At 41.6% G+C, this 16,837-nt stretch carries 16 protein-coding genes and 1 tRNA gene; 9 read left to right on the top strand and 8 right to left on the bottom strand.

The genetic code is table 11. The features are described from left to right. Positions 1-1,680: an ABC1 kinase family protein gene (locus NMK36_RS18850; RefSeq protein WP_072719762.1), complete on the top strand. Its 1,680-nt coding sequence runs from the start codon at positions 1-3 to the stop codon at positions 1,678-1,680. A 152-nt stretch (positions 1,681-1,832) separates the two neighbouring features. Here the strand turns inward: NMK36_RS18850 and NMK36_RS18845 are convergent. After that, a tRNA-Arg gene (locus NMK36_RS18845) sits at positions 1,833-1,905 on the bottom strand. Between the two features lie 56 nt (positions 1,906-1,961). Between NMK36_RS18845 and folB the strand changes: the two genes are divergently transcribed. After that, a complete protein-coding gene (gene folB / locus NMK36_RS18840) occupies positions 1,962-2,321 on the top strand; it encodes a dihydroneopterin aldolase (protein ID WP_254174382.1) in 360 nt (119 codons plus the stop codon). 34 nt (positions 2,322-2,355) lie between these two features. Here folB and grxC read toward each other — a convergent pair whose 3' ends face one another. Both grxC and NMK36_RS18830 read right to left on the bottom strand, forming a co-directional pair. Then, positions 2,356-2,667 carry a glutaredoxin 3 gene (gene grxC / locus NMK36_RS18835; protein WP_254174381.1) on the bottom strand — a complete coding sequence of 104 codons (312 nt, stop codon included), beginning with the start codon at positions 2,665-2,667 and terminating at the stop codon, positions 2,356-2,358. A gap of 150 nt (positions 2,668-2,817) precedes the next feature. After that, positions 2,818-3,066 (bottom strand): hypothetical protein, encoded by a 249-nt coding sequence (locus NMK36_RS18830; RefSeq protein WP_072719759.1) that lies wholly within the window; start codon positions 3,064-3,066, stop codon positions 2,818-2,820. A gap of 283 nt (positions 3,067-3,349) precedes the next feature. On the opposite strand from NMK36_RS18830, the gene NMK36_RS18825 reads away from it, so the two are divergent. Beyond that, positions 3,350-4,441, top strand: a complete 1,092-nt coding sequence (locus tag NMK36_RS18825; protein WP_254174319.1) for an ISAs1 family transposase — start codon at positions 3,350-3,352, stop codon at positions 4,439-4,441. Positions 4,442-4,893: 452 nt separating this feature from the next. On the opposite strand, the gene NMK36_RS18820 is transcribed toward NMK36_RS18825, so the two are convergent. Both NMK36_RS18820 and NMK36_RS18815 read right to left on the bottom strand, forming a co-directional pair. Then, complete coding sequence (locus NMK36_RS18820) at positions 4,894-5,655, bottom strand: PspA/IM30 family protein (RefSeq protein ID WP_254174380.1); 762 nt, start codon at positions 5,653-5,655, stop codon at positions 4,894-4,896. 90 nt (positions 5,656-5,745) lie between these two features. After that, positions 5,746-7,035: an SPOR domain-containing protein gene (locus tag NMK36_RS18815; RefSeq protein ID WP_254174379.1), complete on the bottom strand. Its 1,290-nt coding sequence runs from the start codon at positions 7,033-7,035 to the stop codon at positions 5,746-5,748. A 148-nt stretch (positions 7,036-7,183) separates the two neighbouring features. On the opposite strand from NMK36_RS18815, the gene NMK36_RS18810 reads away from it, so the two are divergent. Together NMK36_RS18810 and NMK36_RS18805 are read left to right on the top strand one after the other, a co-directional pair. Further along, positions 7,184-7,783: a DciA family protein gene (locus NMK36_RS18810; RefSeq protein WP_254174378.1), complete on the top strand. Its 600-nt coding sequence runs from the start codon at positions 7,184-7,186 to the stop codon at positions 7,781-7,783. A 323-nt stretch (positions 7,784-8,106) separates the two neighbouring features. Beyond that, positions 8,107-8,376: a hypothetical protein gene (locus NMK36_RS18805; RefSeq protein WP_190518743.1), complete on the top strand. Its 270-nt coding sequence runs from the start codon at positions 8,107-8,109 to the stop codon at positions 8,374-8,376. A 54-nt stretch (positions 8,377-8,430) separates the two neighbouring features. Here the strand turns inward: NMK36_RS18805 and menB are convergent, their stop codons facing one another. Together menB and purM are read right to left on the bottom strand one after the other, a co-directional pair. Beyond that, a complete protein-coding gene (gene menB / locus NMK36_RS18800; RefSeq protein ID WP_190518741.1) occupies positions 8,431-9,264 on the bottom strand; it encodes a 1,4-dihydroxy-2-naphthoyl-CoA synthase in 834 nt (277 codons plus the stop codon). 129 nt (positions 9,265-9,393) lie between these two features. Then, complete coding sequence (gene purM, locus NMK36_RS18795; protein WP_254174377.1) at positions 9,394-10,425, bottom strand: phosphoribosylformylglycinamidine cyclo-ligase; 1,032 nt, start codon at positions 10,423-10,425, stop codon at positions 9,394-9,396. An 863-nt stretch (positions 10,426-11,288) separates the two neighbouring features. Here purM and NMK36_RS18790 point away from each other — a divergent pair. The 4 genes from NMK36_RS18790 (at position 11,289) to NMK36_RS18775 (ending at position 15,974) form a co-directional block, all read left to right on the top strand. Continuing rightward, positions 11,289-12,476, top strand: coding sequence for a septal ring lytic transglycosylase RlpA family protein (locus tag NMK36_RS18790; RefSeq protein WP_254174376.1), 1,188 nt, complete (start codon positions 11,289-11,291; stop codon positions 12,474-12,476). Between the two features lie 149 nt (positions 12,477-12,625). After that, complete coding sequence (locus NMK36_RS18785) at positions 12,626-14,158, top strand: bifunctional pantoate--beta-alanine ligase/(d)CMP kinase (protein ID WP_254175199.1); 1,533 nt, start codon at positions 12,626-12,628, stop codon at positions 14,156-14,158. Between the two features lie 222 nt (positions 14,159-14,380). Continuing rightward, on the top strand, positions 14,381-15,376 hold the full coding sequence (locus NMK36_RS18780) for a polysaccharide deacetylase family protein (protein ID WP_254174375.1): 996 nt from the start codon (positions 14,381-14,383) through the stop codon (positions 15,374-15,376). 142 nt (positions 15,377-15,518) lie between these two features. Next, complete coding sequence (locus NMK36_RS18775; protein WP_186440389.1) at positions 15,519-15,974, top strand: molybdopterin synthase catalytic subunit; 456 nt, start codon at positions 15,519-15,521, stop codon at positions 15,972-15,974. 259 nt (positions 15,975-16,233) lie between these two features. Here the strand turns inward: NMK36_RS18775 and NMK36_RS18770 are convergent, their stop codons facing one another. Continuing rightward, positions 16,234-16,704, bottom strand: a complete 471-nt coding sequence (locus NMK36_RS18770; RefSeq protein ID WP_072719750.1) for a hypothetical protein — start codon at positions 16,702-16,704, stop codon at positions 16,234-16,236. Positions 16,705-16,837: the final 133 nt, after the last annotated feature.

Genomic DNA, 16,837 nt, shown 5'->3' with positions numbered 1-16,837 from the left:
ATGCTCACTCAAATGGATTCTAAACCGCTTCGCTGGCAACAAACTCGATATTCTCCCTTAACGAGACAATTAGATGTTTTCACCGCCTGCGGACTGTTTATGTTCTTTTTGTGGTGGGATAGAACACTGGCAAATAATACCTCGCTTCAGAGACGAAAACGGGCAACTTGGTTAGTTAAAACCATGTTAGATTTAGGGCCAACCTTTATTAAAATTGGCCAAGCTTTATCGACAAGAGCCGATATTTTACCCTTAGAATATGTTGAAGAATTAGAGAAATTACAGGATAAAGTTCCACCCTTTAGTAGTGATCAAGCCGTCGCTATTATTGAAGCGGAATTAGGCAATTCTTTATTTACATTATATCGAGATTTTGATGAACAACCGTTAGCGGCTGCTAGTTTAGGACAAGTTCATAAAGCTAGACTCCATACTGGAGAAGATGTAATTGTTAAAGTGCAGCGTCCAGGCTTAAAACAATTATTTGATTTAGATGTACAAGCGGTGCGTCGGGTGATTCAATTTTGTCAACAGAATTTTAATTGGACAAGGCTTTATAATCTGGATGATTTGTATAATGAGTTTTTTTTAATTTTATATCAAGAAATTGATTATATTAAAGAAGGTAAAAATGCCGATCACTTTCGAGATAACTTTAAAAATTATCCAGGGATTTTAGTTCCTAAAGTGTATTGGAAATATACCACCCATAAAGTTTTAACAATGCAATATTTACCGGGAATAAAAGCGGATGATCGAGATCAATTACTAGCCTATGGAATTGATGTTAAACGGTTAAATCAATTAGGGATTTGTTGTTATTTAAAACAAATTCTTCAGGATGGTTTTTTTCAGGCTGATCCTCACCCTGGAAATTTAGCGGTGAGTGCGGATGGGAATTTAATTTTTTATGATTTTGGCATGATGGCAGAAGTCAAAGCCTTAGCCAAAGATCAGATGATTAAAACCTTTTTTGCTGTGTTAAAAAAAGATACGGATGTGGTGTTAGATACGTTAGTGGATATTGGTTTAATAGAACCCGTAGCGGATATGAGACCAGTACGGAGAATGGTTCGGTTTTTATTAGAAGAATTTACAGAAAAACCGGTTGATTTTCAAATGTTTAATCAAATTAAAGAAGAAGTTTATGTCATGTTTGAGCAACAACCCTTCCGTTTACCTGCTCAAATGATGTTTATTTTAAAGTCTTTAACCACCTTAGATGGTTTAGCGAGAACCTTAGATCCAAAATATAGTTTAGTCGCTTGTGCTCAACCCTTTGTTAAGAGTTTAACCATTTCTCAAGAACGGGGTAATTTAGTCGGAGAATTGGCACAACAGGCGCGAGATTTTATTAAATTTAGATTACAACAACCCAGTAAATCAGAGGTTTTAATTCGTCGTTTAGAAGAACGTTTAGAAGAAGGAGAGTTACAAATTAGAGTCAGGTCTGTAGAAAGCGATCGCGCCTTAAAACGAATTAATTTAGCCTTAAAAAGTTTAATTTATATCTGTTGGACAGGGTTTACTTTAATTGCAGGTGCGATTTTATTAATTGGAAATTATCAAGGATGGGCAGTATTTGTCTTACTTTTATCAATATTAGGGTTATGGATGTCAGTGCGATCGCTCTTTAATCTGGCTATTCGAGAACGCTTAGATCGCATTGCAGAAAGTTAAGAATTAAACTGTCCAATCTTCTATTAATAAATTCGGTATTTTTTCAAAATCTTGACGGTTACGAGTGACTAAAATTGCTTGTTGAGACAGAACATCAGAGATATGGTCCGTATCTAAAATCTATACATACGTTTGATAACCGTTAAATTAAACGAGTATGGAGGGACTCGAACCCCCGACCCTCAGAACCGGAATCTGATGCTCTATCCACTGAGCTACATACCCATACTTTTGTTACTATAACATATCCTTTGGAAAATGTCATTTTAATTTAAGTTATCATGGACTCCATTCACATTACCGGGATTCGCAGCTACGGCTATACGGGTTATTTACCCGAAGAACAAATGTTAGGCCAATGGTTTGAAGTCGATGTGACCCTGTGGTTGGATTTAACACCAGCCGGAACCAGTGATCAAATCGCAGATACCCTCGATTATCGCCACACCATTACCACTGTTGAGACTATCATTAAAACTTGCAAATTTGCCCTTATAGAACGATTGGCTACAGAAATTACCGACACCTTATTAAAACAGCCCTTAGTCAAAAAAGTGCGTATACAGTTAACGAAACCAAACCCCCCAATTCCTGATTTTACGGGAAAAATCCAAATTGATCTAACTCGTGAGTCAACTTAGAAAAAAATAGGGTTAGTAATTTTTAGCCTAAATATTAAGCAGGTTCAGCTAATAGCGGTTCTAATTTTCCTTCTCCATCTAATTGATAGAGCTCATTAGACCCGCCAATATATTGATTATTAATAAAAATTTGGGGAACTGTGCGTCGTCCATTGGCACGTTCAGCCATTTGAGATCGTGCACTCTCATCCCCATCTATTTTATATTCTGTGAAATTAACTCCTTTCCACCATAACAAGAGTTTAGCTCGCATACAAAAGGGACAAGTTTGCCAAGTATAGATTTCAACGTTGGCTTGATTTCGTTCAGGATGACGACCGAATAGGGAATTAAACGCATCTAACATAATCAAATTCCTCAAAATCAACTCACTTTAGTTTTAACTTTAACCTATTTTCAATTTTAGGATAGTGATGACTCTGAATTATAACTATTCCCTATTCCCTATTCCCTATTCCCTGTTCCCTGTTCCCTGTTCCCTGTTCCCTCTTATCCATTAAAAATCATAATTTAAGCGTTTAAGTTGAGCTTTCATTTTACTAATGAGTTTAAACTCTTTCAAGAGTAATCCATAATAATGTAAGGCAAATAAAAAATTAATCGCAAAAAAGCCTAAAGTTAAAATAAATCTAAATACGGTGGAAAAATTGAATTCAGACATCATCGTAAAGATGGAAAAAACAATTGAGCAAAGCCCAAATCCAGCTGCAAATGAACTGAGAATCAGTAAACGCACTTTAGCCATCGTTAAGGGATAGGTTTGAATAAAAATTAAATAGAGTTATTCAGTTGATCTGTCGTTTCTGCTTCTCTTATTTCAGGATTAATATAGCAGTCGCCAAGGCAGTTAGGACATAGACTGATGCTAAAACCTAAATAGAGAACTCTTTTCTTGTCTGTTCCCTGTTCCCTGTTCCCTGTTCCCTGTTCCCCAGGGCTGTTTCAAAGTCGGGTGAAAAAGAGTAAAGAAATAGCGATCGCTACCTGATAAAATCAAGAGCGGTCGCTGATTTTTTTGTCAAATAAAGATGCTAACAAGTTTAATAGAAAAATTAAAAGAAGTCAAGGATTTTAGAAAAAGTCAGGGAAAAAGGTATAGGTTATGGGAAGTGTTATTAGTAGTAGTTTTAGGGGTGATGTCAGGGCATCAAGGATATCGAGAGATGGGGTATTTTGTCAAAGCGAACGAAGTTATCCTGAAAAGAACATTCAAGCTCTATAGTGAAGAAATGCCATCTTATTCAACAATAAGGAGGGTAATGAGAGGAGTAGACGAGAAGGATTTAAGCAAAATAGTAAAAGAATGGTCAAGAGAGAATTCTCCTAAATTAAAGGGGATAGAGGGATTAGCAATAGATGGAAAAAGCTTAAGAAGTACGGTAAAAGACCCCGGAAATCAAAGACAAAATATGGTAATAATGGTATCTCTATTTAGTCAAGAAACCGGATTAGTATTAGCGACGGAAAAGTTCGAGAGTAAAACCGGGTCAGAACAAGCTGTAGCCCAAGAGATAATAGGAAAATGTGGTCTAAAAGGAAAGTTAATAACGGCGGATGCGTTACATTGTAATGTCACCACAACAAGAAAGATTATGGAGAGTGGAAACGATTATTTAATCGCGGTTAAGAAGAATCAAATCAAACTGTATAATCAAATCGAAAAAATCACAAAAACGACGAAAGCTGAAAGTATAGATACTCAAAAAGAGCGGGGTCATGGACGAGAAATAACTCGTCGGGTATCAGTGTTTAAAAATCCGATAAAAATCGAAAGCCCTTGGGAACATATTCAAAGTATAATTCAGGTAGAACGATGGGGATACAGAGGAAAAAAGCCTTATAGAGAAACGGTTTATTATATAAGTAGTATCTGGGAAAAAGCAGAATTTTTTTCCCAAAAGATTAAAGGGCATTGGGGGATTGAGAATCAAGTTCATTGGGTAAAAGATGTGTTATTTAAAGAGGATAGTATGAAAATTAATCAAGTACAAGCGGCGACTAATTGGGCACTGCTCAACACCCTAGGATTGAATCTTTTCAGAGGTTTAGGATTTTTATCAATAACAGAGGGAAGAAGGTGGTTAGGAAATCAGTGGAAGAAATTACTGGCTATCTCTTGAACCCAACGTTAAAACTTAAAGAATAGAGCGATTAATTTAGAGAAAATAGATAAAAGAATGAGGAATGTAAGTCTTACTCCGTAGGGAATAGGGGTATTTATGCTGTTTAGACTAATAGGGGATATAACTGATAGATAATATTAATTATATCCCCTATTAATTCTTCTGAAAATAGCTATCATGTTTGAGAATTATGGCTCAAAAGTAGGCTATAATTTTCAAACATGAAACAGCCCTGCCCTGTTCCCTGCTATATAAGTAAAACTACCAAATCAAACTCGTTAATACTATACAGCGAAATTCTAATAGATGGCTAAACGCATCGGAGTTTTTTCAACATTTCCAGACAAGGGCTTTCCATCGAACTTTGGGAGTCAATGGTTGCTGTAACAGCTTGTTACCCTTGACCCCTGATAAAAAGCCCAAACGCTTTAATAGATAGCAATTCCAGCTTACATCTTATCCAATTCCTTTTTCAACGCCTCTAACTCATCATCCACTGGTGTTGGATTTTTCGCCGTTGTTTGTCCCGCAGGTAAAGCTTGGGGAGCCGGAGCACCGGAAATTTGGGCTTTCAGAGCCATTAATTCGTCATCAACATCGCTTCCGGCTTCCAACGCTGCAAATTTACTTTCAAAATCTGAACCCGCCAATTCTCCTGCGGCTTGAGAACGTGCTTCTAACTGCAATACCTTTTCTTCCATACGCTCAAAAGCTGCCGACGCTCCACTGGGATTAATATTCCCCAATAAACCTTGTAATTGTTCGTTGGCTTTGGCGGCTTGCGCCCGAGCTTTGAGCATATTCTTCTTGGTTTTAGCCTCAGAGATTTTGCTCTCCAACTGAATTAAATTGCGCTTGAGGGCATCCACTTGGCCAACTTGCTGATCCAAAGTCAATTTAATCGTATTCGCCGTTTCCATGTAGCCTTTCTTGCGTTGTAAGGCTTCTCTGGCTAAGTTTTCATCCCCTTTCCGCAAAGCTAATTCGGCGCGAGATTGCCATTGGTTGGCTTGGGACTGGGCTTGATTATATTGTTGTTCACTACGCTTTTGAGTAGCGATCGCTTGAGCAACAGCCTGACGTAACTGCACCAAGTCTTCCTGCATATCAATGATCGCCTGTTCCAGAATTTTTTCTGGATCTTCGGCTTTACTGACCAAATCATTCAAATTAGCTCTAACAAGACGGCCAATCCGATCAAATAATCCCATGACGCTGTTCTTCCTTTGAGGGTGTACGGTTCTGTAATCACTTCTGTCTACAGTTTAACGCTAGTTCATGATGCCAGAGGAGTTAACTGATTACGGCTTCGGAATATCATAATAAGCATTAATCCCTTGAACTTTTAACTCATCCCGCAGGCGTTTAGCTGAAGCTGCATCGCTTAAAGCCGCCACTTGGATTTTTTTCCCGGTTTTGAACTCAGCAATATAAGCATCAGGAATGACTTCTTTAGCCTGCTCAAAGGAACGTTCATCGACGTAATCCAGGACAACATAATAATAACCATCCTGGGATTTTATCGGTTCCATTGGCTTAGGTGGGGTAGGTGCAGTTGCAACTTTTGGGGCTGTACCACCCCCCGGTTGCACCGTCGCAGCACCCCTTCCTTGTCCTGTAACTGGGGCTGGGGCGGTTGTTGTGGGGGTAGGAACTGTAGAAGTGGTGGGCTTTTTGGGTAATAATTCCTGAGTGAGATTATTTAAACCGGGGTCAGTTGGAGAGGTCAGGTTGTTTGAGGGTGCGGGTAAGGTTGTGGCTGGACTGGGTGGCACAGGGGGAGCAACCGCAGGCGTCGGCAGAACATTCGGGTTAGGATTGATATGGCTCAAGGTATCTAAATCCAAGTTAACAAATTCCTTCGCCGCTAAGTTGGGAGACAGGGAATCTGTAGGTGGGAGTGAGGTTTCCGTTGAAGCCGTTGTGGGAGGAGCAGCCGGACTAGGGTTAGCCGTTGGGGTTGGGGTTGGGAAAAACCGATTTAACCCTAAGCTAGTCCGACTGGAAGGGGAAGACAGGACATAACTTAAGGCGGTGCAAGATAACAAAAATAAGAACATTGAGGCTATTCCCATCGGAGTTAATAAACTCGCCATCAAACTCCGTTTTTCTGGTGAGTGAGAACGCCGTTCTTCTATACTTTTGATTAGGGCTTCCGTTGATTCTAAATATCCATCTGATGGTGCTGCTACCGGAGCCGATGACTTTAAGTTAAAACTAACGGCAGGATCTTTACCATTGGTTTTGGGATCGTTTGTTGTTGTCGCTGAGTTAGAAACGACTAAGGGTGCAGGTTGGGAGGGAACCACCGTTTCCCAGCCCGACGGTTGAGCTTGGGGTTCAAACAGTTTTCCTTGAGATGCAGCCCCTTCATTGACAGCGACGGCTACCGCATCAGGAGTTTGTTGAAATTGGGGGGTGGTTTGTCCCGTTGAGTCGGGGGTTGTCTGTTTCGTGCGTCGTCGATGACGCCGATAACGGGTTAATTCTGGCTCTAGTTGCACATCCAGACAGCCTAAAACCGCTTTGAGTTCAGACTTTAATTCTGGCTGTGGAGATTGAGGGGATTTCATCCGGGCTCCTTGACTCATGCTTAAACTCCTACCCACTTGTTGATAATTTTAAAATAAAGATTTTTAGATTTAGGGTTTCACGAATAAACCTTATTATTGACAATTTTTAGAGCCGCTAACAAGTCAGTTTATCTATTTTTGATCGATTTCGCTCATTTTTTTAAAGATGCAATCCCTCCATCAAGTCTTAAGTCTGCTTCAATCTCAAATTCTCACCCCAGAACAACAACAATTTCAAGAACTTTGTGCCTATTGGCCGGAAATTGTCGGAACTGTTGCTCGTCTTCATAGCCGTGCGGTGAGTTGGCATCGAGGAGTGTTGAATGTTGCTACCTCTAGCTCCACCTGGTCTCAAGAGTTGACTTTAAAACGAATTCAACTGCTGTATCGATTAAATCAAAAACTCTTATTTCCCGTTGAGGATATCCGGTTTTCTACGGCGCAATGGCGATATCAATCTCATGGGGAGCAACACCGTTCTCCAGGTTCAACCTCAGATGAATTCTCTCAACTTTGGCAGGATCATCCAAGTCGGGTTAATTGGCCTCCAACCCCCACCGAACCTTTAATTCATTCTCATCCTCATGGTTCTACTACGCCGTTAACCGCTTTTCAACGTTGGGCCAATAGTATTCAACAGCGATCGCAACATATCCCCCTCTGTCCTCAATGTCACTGTCCAACTCCTCCAGGGGAATTGACTCGCTGGTCAGTTTGTTGTCTTTGTGCAATGCAAACTTTAGAAGGCCCTGGAACTGAAGCCTAAGTTTCTCTCCGAAACTCTATCTTTAGGTAGTTTACAATTGAGTTTTAACGGGATTTATACGGAGTTATTAAGCCCTTCCTCCGAATTTTACCTTGATCCCCATTCATTTTATCCTGTTTTAGGCACGCTATAGAAAATTTACAATTCTTAATATTTTGAATTTATTGTGTGTCTAATTTTAAACAAAACATAAAAGAAGTATTAAATTTAAACGGCCTAAAAATCGAACTCAAACGCAGACAGAATCTAAGTTTGCAGATAAAAAACCCGGATTTGCTGATCCCCGACAATTATAAATAGATAATCTTCTTGGGGAATTACAAATGGAGTCTGCAAACTTGATTTCAGTCTGTCGGCATTGCCAACGTTACACACCCGAAGGTCATCGTGGGGGGCACTGTCAGTTGCTTCAAGTTTCAGTTAAAGGCGGGTGGAAGTCTTGTCAGTTAGCGCTCCCTGCCTTTGCTCCATCTTGGGAAACCTTAGAAACCTTGATTCAGTTACAACCAGAAACACCTCGGTTACGGGATGTAATTCCCTTAGAGTCCCATCGAGTTCATGAGCCAGAAGAGGCAGAGTCCTTATTCGCTTAGTCCAGAAATTTTGGGGGCGAAGGGTTTTTCGTCCCCCCATAGATTATCTTTTCCCTAGGGAAGCCAAGGATATTGGCGGAAATTGGGTGGCCGTTTCTCCAAGAAGGCTTGTTTGCCTTCGGTTCCTTCCTCCGTCATGTAATACAGTAAGGTGGCATTTCCCGCTAATTCCTGTAAACCCGCCTGACCATCACAATCGGCATTAAAGGCAGATTTTAAGCACCGAATAGCAATGGGACTTTTCTCCAAAATTTCCTTCGCCCATTGAATGCCTTCGGCTTCTAATTGTTCTACGGGAACGACACAATTAACTAACCCCATATCTAGGGCTTGTTGAGCATCATATTGACGACACAAATACCAAATTTCTCGTGCTTTTTTTTGACCGACAATTCGGGCTAAATAACTGGCTCCAAATCCCCCATCAAAACTCCCCACTTTCGGCCCTGTTTGACCAAAAATTGCATTATCTGCTGCTAGGGTTAAATCACAAATTAAATGTAAAACATGACCGCCACCAATGGCATATCCTGCCACCATTGCAATCACAACTTTGGGCATTGTTCGGATTAACCGTTGTAAATCTAAAACGTTTAATCGCGGAATTCCAATATCATCAATATATCCTGCATCTCCCCGCACGCTTTGATCCCCGCCGGAACAAAAGGCATATTTACCATCGGTATGCGGCCCCGCTCCGGTGAATAATACTACACCAATATTGATGTCTTCACGGGCATCACAAAAGGCATCATAGAGTTCAAAAACAGTTTTCGGTCGGAAAGCATTACGTTTTTCAGGACGGTTAATCGTAATTTTTGCAATACCGTCGGCTTTGTGATAGAGAATATCTTCGTAGGTTTTGGCAATTTGCCATGCAACTGACATGATGGGTAATTAATAGGAAATAGGGAACAGGGAGCAGGGAACAGTAGGGAGTCAAACGGTTGGCTAAATTCAACAGTATCCTAACTGTAATGGGTCGCACTATAGCTTATCCTAGGATTGGGAGATCAATCAATTGAGGGGTAATCCGATTAAACCCCCGGTTCCTGATATGACTTCCCCAATGGTATAAGCTAGAATTCCTTGAGTTTCAAACCATTCTCGTGTGGTTTCCGCTTGTTGAGGAGGAACCAAAACCACAAAACCCAGACCCATATTAAAGGTATCAAACATTGCTGCTAGGTTCACTTGTCCCGCTTCAGCTAACCAGTTAAAAATCGGTAGCACGGGCCAACTATTGGGATGAATCTTAACGGCCTGTCCTTCTCCCAAACAGCGTGGTAAGTTTTCCGGTAAACCGCCTCCGGTAATATGGGCCATGCCATGAATTTCTACACCATTACTCCGAGCTTGTAGAATTGGTTTAACGTAAATTTGTGTCGGCGTTAAACAGACTTCTCCAATGGATTGACCTCCCAAAGCTTCAGGACAGTCATTCCAATTCCATCCGCCATCACTGACCACTTTTCGCACTAAACTAAAGCCATTACTGTGAACGCCACTACTCGCTAATCCAATGGCGATATCGCCGATTTGGACTTGGGAACCGTTTAACATTCGGCTTTTTTCCACAATTCCCACACAAAAACCCGCCATATCATATTCCCCTGGTTGATAAAATCCGGGCATTTCGGCCGTTTCTCCCCCTAGAAGACTGCATCCGGCTTGTTGACATCCTGTGGAAATTCCGGCGACGACTTGGGTTAATTGGTCACCATCAAGCTTTCCGGTCGCTAAATAGTCCAGAAAAAATAAGGGTTCGGCCCCACAGGTCAGGACATCGTTAACGCACATTGCCACTAAATCAATACCAACGGTGTCATGACGGTTGAGGCTTGTAGCTAGTTTTAATTTAGTTCCCACCCCATCAGTTCCAGAAACGAGGATGGGTTCGTTATACCCGGAAGGGAGGGCAAAACAACCTCCAAACCCTCCTAATCCCCCTAATACTTCCGGTCGATAGGTTTTTTGGACGAGGTTCCGAATGCCATCAACAAAATCTCGACCTGCTTGAATATCTACACCAGCTTCCCGATAATCCATCTTGTTCGATCCTTGTCTTTCTACAACCTATTTAAGCAATTTTCGGCTCTATTATTTCCGCTTCTGTGTTCTCGATTTTGGGGTCAGTTGTCAAACCTATAAGAAAATTCAATCAAAAGTCTATTTTGAAAATTTTCATTAAGTAAGAATCTCTACACCCTTTGATAGATAGGGGTTTTACCTTAAAACTGAACAGTTTAGTTTGTGAAAAAACCCTGCAAACCCCCATGAGGGAGTGATCCCCAAATTCGCAAGTTCATGTTAGTCTGTTGCAGTTCCTCAAACAAAGGTGAATGCGGAACGAGTGTGAGTTGACGAATTGAATCACCTTAAATTCGGGTTTTAAACCCAGTATTGAAATCTTCAGCCTTTGATTGTCTAAAAACCAAATGCTGATCTCAATGCTCTGAATTAAGGAGATTTCAACCCGTGTAAAGCTTCAACTCGATCAACCAGCAGTTTTGAGAATAGACTTGTCAACAACCCACCACTGACTTGAGTACAAGTTCATTGGGGGCTTGAAAGATAGCCCTAGTTGACCCGCCTAAGTCTTGGCTGACTCCGTTATTTAGGTCACGACACCGGGCGGATGCGTAGCTAGTCCCCTGCTCTGTCGCTTAGTATTAAACAGCTATTTGGGAGGCAGTGTACTAAGCCGAAAAAGCCTTGATAACATTGGCAAAGCTAACTTTACCCTAGAAATAGGAGGGGGAGAAATCCCCAAACCCAATTAAACGCCCTACCGAGGCGGGTCTAACCAGAACAATATCGGTAGCTTCTACCAGAAAGAGTGCGATTCAGGTATGTCAAGGAGAATAACCTCTCTTGAGGCGCAACGGTTTCATTTTATGGAAACAAATGATATGCAATATAGACCTCGATCCCTTTTTGCTCTCACCGCTAATCGGAGTAAAGATAAGCGCGGAACTCGACTAGGGGGAAGATTGATGAAGCATCAACTTTGGAGCGGTCTTACAGCAGTTCTTCTTCTGCCGATTTTAAGCATAAGCTCCTCCAGTCACGCTGAATCTAACTCAGCGTTTAACCCTAAACCCTCAGTCAATGAAGGAGAACGTTTAAATCCTCCCGATTTTGTACCCTCAATCCCATTATTAAAAACGCCCTCTGAAGAGATCAACCTATCTACGACCCAACCTGAACCTGCCGACGTGATGAAAGTTGGAGAATATCAATCCCAACCAACCACTACCGCGTTTTTACCCGACACGGTTGCCAAAATCAAAGCTCATGAATTGAATCAAGAACAAGCGGCAACCCTTTACATTAGGAATATTCCAGTCCTGACCTTTATCCAGAATGCCAACTTTGATCCCAAAGCTAGAACAGCCCCAACGCTTCAACCGATAAAAGTGGGCTCGTATTCTGGCCAAGCTGATCTCCCTAATCCTAAAACTCCTGCAACGCAATCTACCAGAACCACCGACCCAGTTTCCCGTGCTACTGCCGTTGCAGCCGAAATTAATCAACTCATTCGCAATAACTTTGATGCGACGACGATTCAAGTTCGATGGGACGAACAGCGCCAGCATTATGTGATTGAAGTAGCTGGCAAAGAACTGGTTTCCATTGACTCACAAACGATTCTGCCGGATACGACCAATGACAAAGCAACGGATGCTTTACAAGCGACTAATCGCATTCGACGGCAAATTGGTAATGCTCCCCCTTTAAATGCAATTGAAGGTTTACCCAAGCCATCTGTTCCAGAAGTCGCCACTGGGTTTTTCTTCCGGCGAATTGAGGGTTGGGCGTCTTGGTATGGCCCTGGTTTTGATGGCGGACAAACGGCCAATGGGGAAACCTTTAATCAATACGATTTAACGGCGGCCCATCCTTCTTTACCCTTTGGGACAGTAGTAAAAGTCACTAATCAAGATAATGGTCAATCCGTTGTCGTCCGAATTAATGATCGTGGCCCCTATGCTGGAGGTCGGGTGATTGATTTATCGAAAGCTGCGGCTCAAGCCATTGGCATGATTAGCAGTGGCGTTGCCCCGGTTCAAATTGATGTATTGACTCCGAATCAGTGATCAGTTATCAGTGATCAGTTATCAGTGATCAGTTATCCGTGTCGGAGTTGGCTGTTCACTGTTGACGGTTGACCGATAATTGATCACTGATATGGGCGGGAGAACCCCGCCCCTACAATTGATAACTGATAACTGATAACTGATTTATGATTCGTCTGTTGACTAGCGTTGCGGCTCTGCGGTGTTATCTTCGGGGCTACCGAACCCAAAACCCTGACCAGTTAGTGGGTTTGGTTCCCACCATGGGAGGGTTACATTTAGGGCATCTGAGTTTAATTCAACGGGCGAGATCAGAAAATTCCCTGGTGGTGGTGAGTATTTTTGTCAATCCTATACAGTTTGGCCCCCAAGAGGATTTCCAAAAATATCCCCGTGTTTTAGAGGCGGATTTGCAACAGTGTGAACAGGCGGGGGTTGATGTGGTTTTTGCTCCTAAAGTGGAGGAAATGTATCCCTCCTCAATGCAAACAATGGTGATTCCTCCTGCATCGATGATGTCGGGGTTGTGTGGAAAATCTCGACCCGGACATTTTCAAGGGGTGGCGACGGTTGTGGCTAAATTATTTAATTTGGTGCAACCGGATCGAGCTTATTTTGGCCAAAAAGACGCTCAACAAATTGCCATTATTCAACGTTTGGTTCAGGATTTAAACTGGCCGATTGAGATTATTCCTTGTCCGATTATTCGAGAACCTTCGGGACTGGCTTATAGTTCTCGCAATCAATATTTAACAGATAACGAAAAACAGCAAGCCACTGTTTTATATCGGGCGCTGCGTCGAGGTCAAGAACACTTTCAACAGGGTTGTAAAACGGCTAGGGATATTAAACAAATTGTACAAACTGAATTAGAAACTGAACCTGGGGTACAGGTTGAATATATTGAGTTAGTCCAACCTGAGACGTTAATTCCGTTGACAACCGTTGAAACAATGGGGTTATTGGCCGTTGCGGCTCGTGTGGGGACAACTCGGTTAATTGATAATTTGATTTTGCGTCATCGTCAACCGATTATTGCCATTGATGGGCCAGCCGGAGCCGGGAAATCGACGGTGACTCGTAAAATTGCCGAGGCGTTAGGGTTGTTGTATTTGGATACGGGGGCCATGTATCGGGCGGTCACGTGGTTGGTGCTTCAGTCGGGAATTAAGATTGATGATCAACCTGCGATCGCTGAAATCGTGAGTCAATGCCAAATTGAATTAATCCCCGATAGGGAACAACCGCGAACGGTGATTAATGGCCAGGATGTGACGGAGGCAATTCGATCCTTGGAGGTCACGGCGAATGTGTCTGCGATCGCTTCTCAATGGGCTGTTCGCCAAGGGTTGGTCAAACAGCAACAAGCGTTTGGTCGTCAAGGCGGAATTGTAGCAGAAGGTCGGGATATTGGAACAACGGTATTTCCCGATGCCGAATTGAAAATTTTCTTAACGGCATCCGTGCAAGAACGGGCTAAACGGCGATTATTAGAACTGCACGCTAAAGGTCAAACGGATATTACTCAAGAACAACTCGAACAGGATATTGCTCAACGGGATCACCTTGATAGTAATCGGGCCATTTCACCTTTGCGAAAAGCCGTCGATGCGGTTGAAATTCAAACGGACAATTTAACAATTGACGATGTGATTCAACGAGCGGTGAGTTTATACCGTGAAACCATTATCAACAAAACCTAACGTTTTCCTAAAAGTGTCTTCCTGTTCGTGTCCTTATGCACTAGGATTTTAGAGGTATTATTGTTCAACCCTCAAAATTCAGATGATTACGTTTGTAATCAGAGGCTTGACTTTTTATTGAAAATGTGCATCTCTGATGTCAAGGGTGAATCAGTTGGCTTTTTAGATGCGGTTCGATCACGCTCAATTCTAAAATTTATTTCCGTGTGAAGGAGTAATCTCGTGGCTCAGTACAGTCCTCTCTTACGACAACAAAAAGTGGCTTTATTTGCTCTTGTAGCAGCCATTGCTAGTTTTGCGATGGGTGTGATGTTACCCCTTAATCTGCGTGTAGAGCGAGCGACAAAACAAAGCCTTTCTGCTCGTTCTTCCCAACCCCCCAGGATTATTTCTAATATTACTGAAAAACTCAAAAATTCTTCCTCAGAAATACCTTCTCAACCCTTATCACAGTCGGGATTAAATCTTCAGAAAGCAATCACTCAACGAGTTGATAATGTCCAAAAAACCTTAGAACAATTGCAAACCCAACGCTTTAGTTATAGTATTCCCGAACAATTTCAAAGCCAAACCATTAAAGAAGTAACAATCCCTGGCGAACAAAAAGTAATTGCATTCACATTTGATGATGGCCCCTGGCCGAAAAGCACTCGCCAAATTTTAGATATTTTAGAAGAAAATAATATTAAAGCTACATTTTTCTGGGTGGGTTCGGCTTTAAAAAATCAGAAAGATATTGCGAAGGTAGTGGTTAACGAGGGTCATGTTGTAGGGAACCATACTTGGAGCCATCGTTATCAAAAATATAGTCCTTCTGGTGCCTCCGAAGAAATTGAAAGCACGGCTAAATTAATGGAAGACTTAACAGGAATTGACACTCCGATGTTCCGACCGCCAGGAGGTGTTTTAGATAACGGATTAGTGGATTATGCGTTTAAGCAAAATCATGTTAATATTATGTGGTCAGTGGATTCGCAGGATTGGAAATCTTCATCGGACAAAATTATTAGTAATGTTTTAAAACAAGCTAAATCCGGTGGAATTATTTTAATGCACGATGGGGGCGGAGATCGTTCAGCAACGGTAAAAGCTTTACCCATTGTCATCAAGAAACTTAAAGAGCAGGGTTATACATTTGTGACAATTCCTGAATTATTAAAACTGGCTGATCAAAAACCAGTTGAACAACCTCAGTCAACGGATAGCAGCCAACCCTAAATCAGAAATCATCGGAAAAAATGGATTAAAATAAGATGGATGTAGAAACCCGGTTTCGGATTGAAACTCTAAGCCAATTCATCCATTAATTTAGGAGCCAAAAGTTGTGATTGTTTCTAATGATTTGGAGAAGGATTTAACACTGATTCCTTCTCCGTTTCACGATAGTTTCTCGATTACAATTGCGCCTCTTTTATTGGAGGAGATTTATGCTTTAGCCGATGACCCCAGGAATGGTGCAATTGTGGTCATGAGTGGAATGGTGAGAAATCAAACCCAAGGTCAAGCCGTAGAATCTTTAGAATATCAAGCTTATCAACCGATGGCTTTAAAAGTATTTGAAAAAATTGCTACGGACATCCGCCAACAATGGTTAGATGTGACTCGTGTAGTGATTCATCATCGGGTTGGACGTTTAAGAATTGGTGAAATTAGTGTTTTAATTGCGGTGGGTTGTCCTCACCGTCGAGAAGCCTTTGAAGCTTGTCAATATGCAATTGATACTTTAAAACATACTGCACCTATTTGGAAAAAAGAACATTGGAAAGATGCTTCAAGTAGTTGGGTGAGTATTGGGGCTTGTGAAATTAATTGTTAAAGGGAACAGGGAATTACGAATTACGAATTACGAATTACGAATAGGGAATGGGAAAAAGTGATTAGCAACCCGGACAATTATTTGTAGAAAATATTGAAGCATGGAATATAGAATATAACTTCCCTCGCAACTTATAGCAGTCACGCCTGGAAGTTAGGACATAGACTGATGCTAAAATCTAAACCGTAAACTCCTCTTTTCCTACCTGTTCCCTGCGAAGCAAAGAGCCTGTCGAAGTGTTCCCTGTTCCCTGCTCTAATTAAAATGAGTAAACTCTTCCCTGTTCATCAATATAAATGGTACGTTCTTGATGGGGGTTTGCGGCACTGGTGGGGGTAATTTCAACCATTAATGTATTTTTGGGAATAACCCGGACACTATAAATTAATGGATAAGTATATTCGGGTGTGTTAATTAAAATTGTGCTAGTTTCTCCGGGATGACGTCCCACTCGAACTAAAAATTCTCCGGTTTTACCCGGTGCTAACTGTTGAGAATTATCATTGGCTAAGGCATAAACTAGGGTTTGGTCAGTTTTATTCCGCAGTCTCACCGTGATCAATTGACTGGGATCAACCGTTGCTTCTACCTTAGAGTCAGAAGGGGACACAGTATAGTCAGAAAACCTGTCAGGATAGTCAGAAAACCATTCAGCTAGACTTGAGGAAGCTAACCCTAAGCTGAGAGTCGTTACTAGGGTCGTTAAGATTAAAATACGAGATTTAAACATAAACTTACTTCAACGCAATCATACTTCCACTGATCCGCCTGTCAACCTTCGATCCGGAAAAGGGACATTGATTTTTAGACTGCAATTGAGGAAAAAACATGATATAGATCAGAAGTTGCATTATAATTCCACC

It is taken from the genome of Planktothrix pseudagardhii, assembly GCF_904830925.1.
GTDB classification, from domain to species: Bacteria; Cyanobacteriota; Cyanobacteriia; order Cyanobacteriales; family Microcoleaceae; genus Planktothrix; species Planktothrix tepida.
This window is presented reverse-complemented; position numbering and strand designations above follow the sequence as displayed.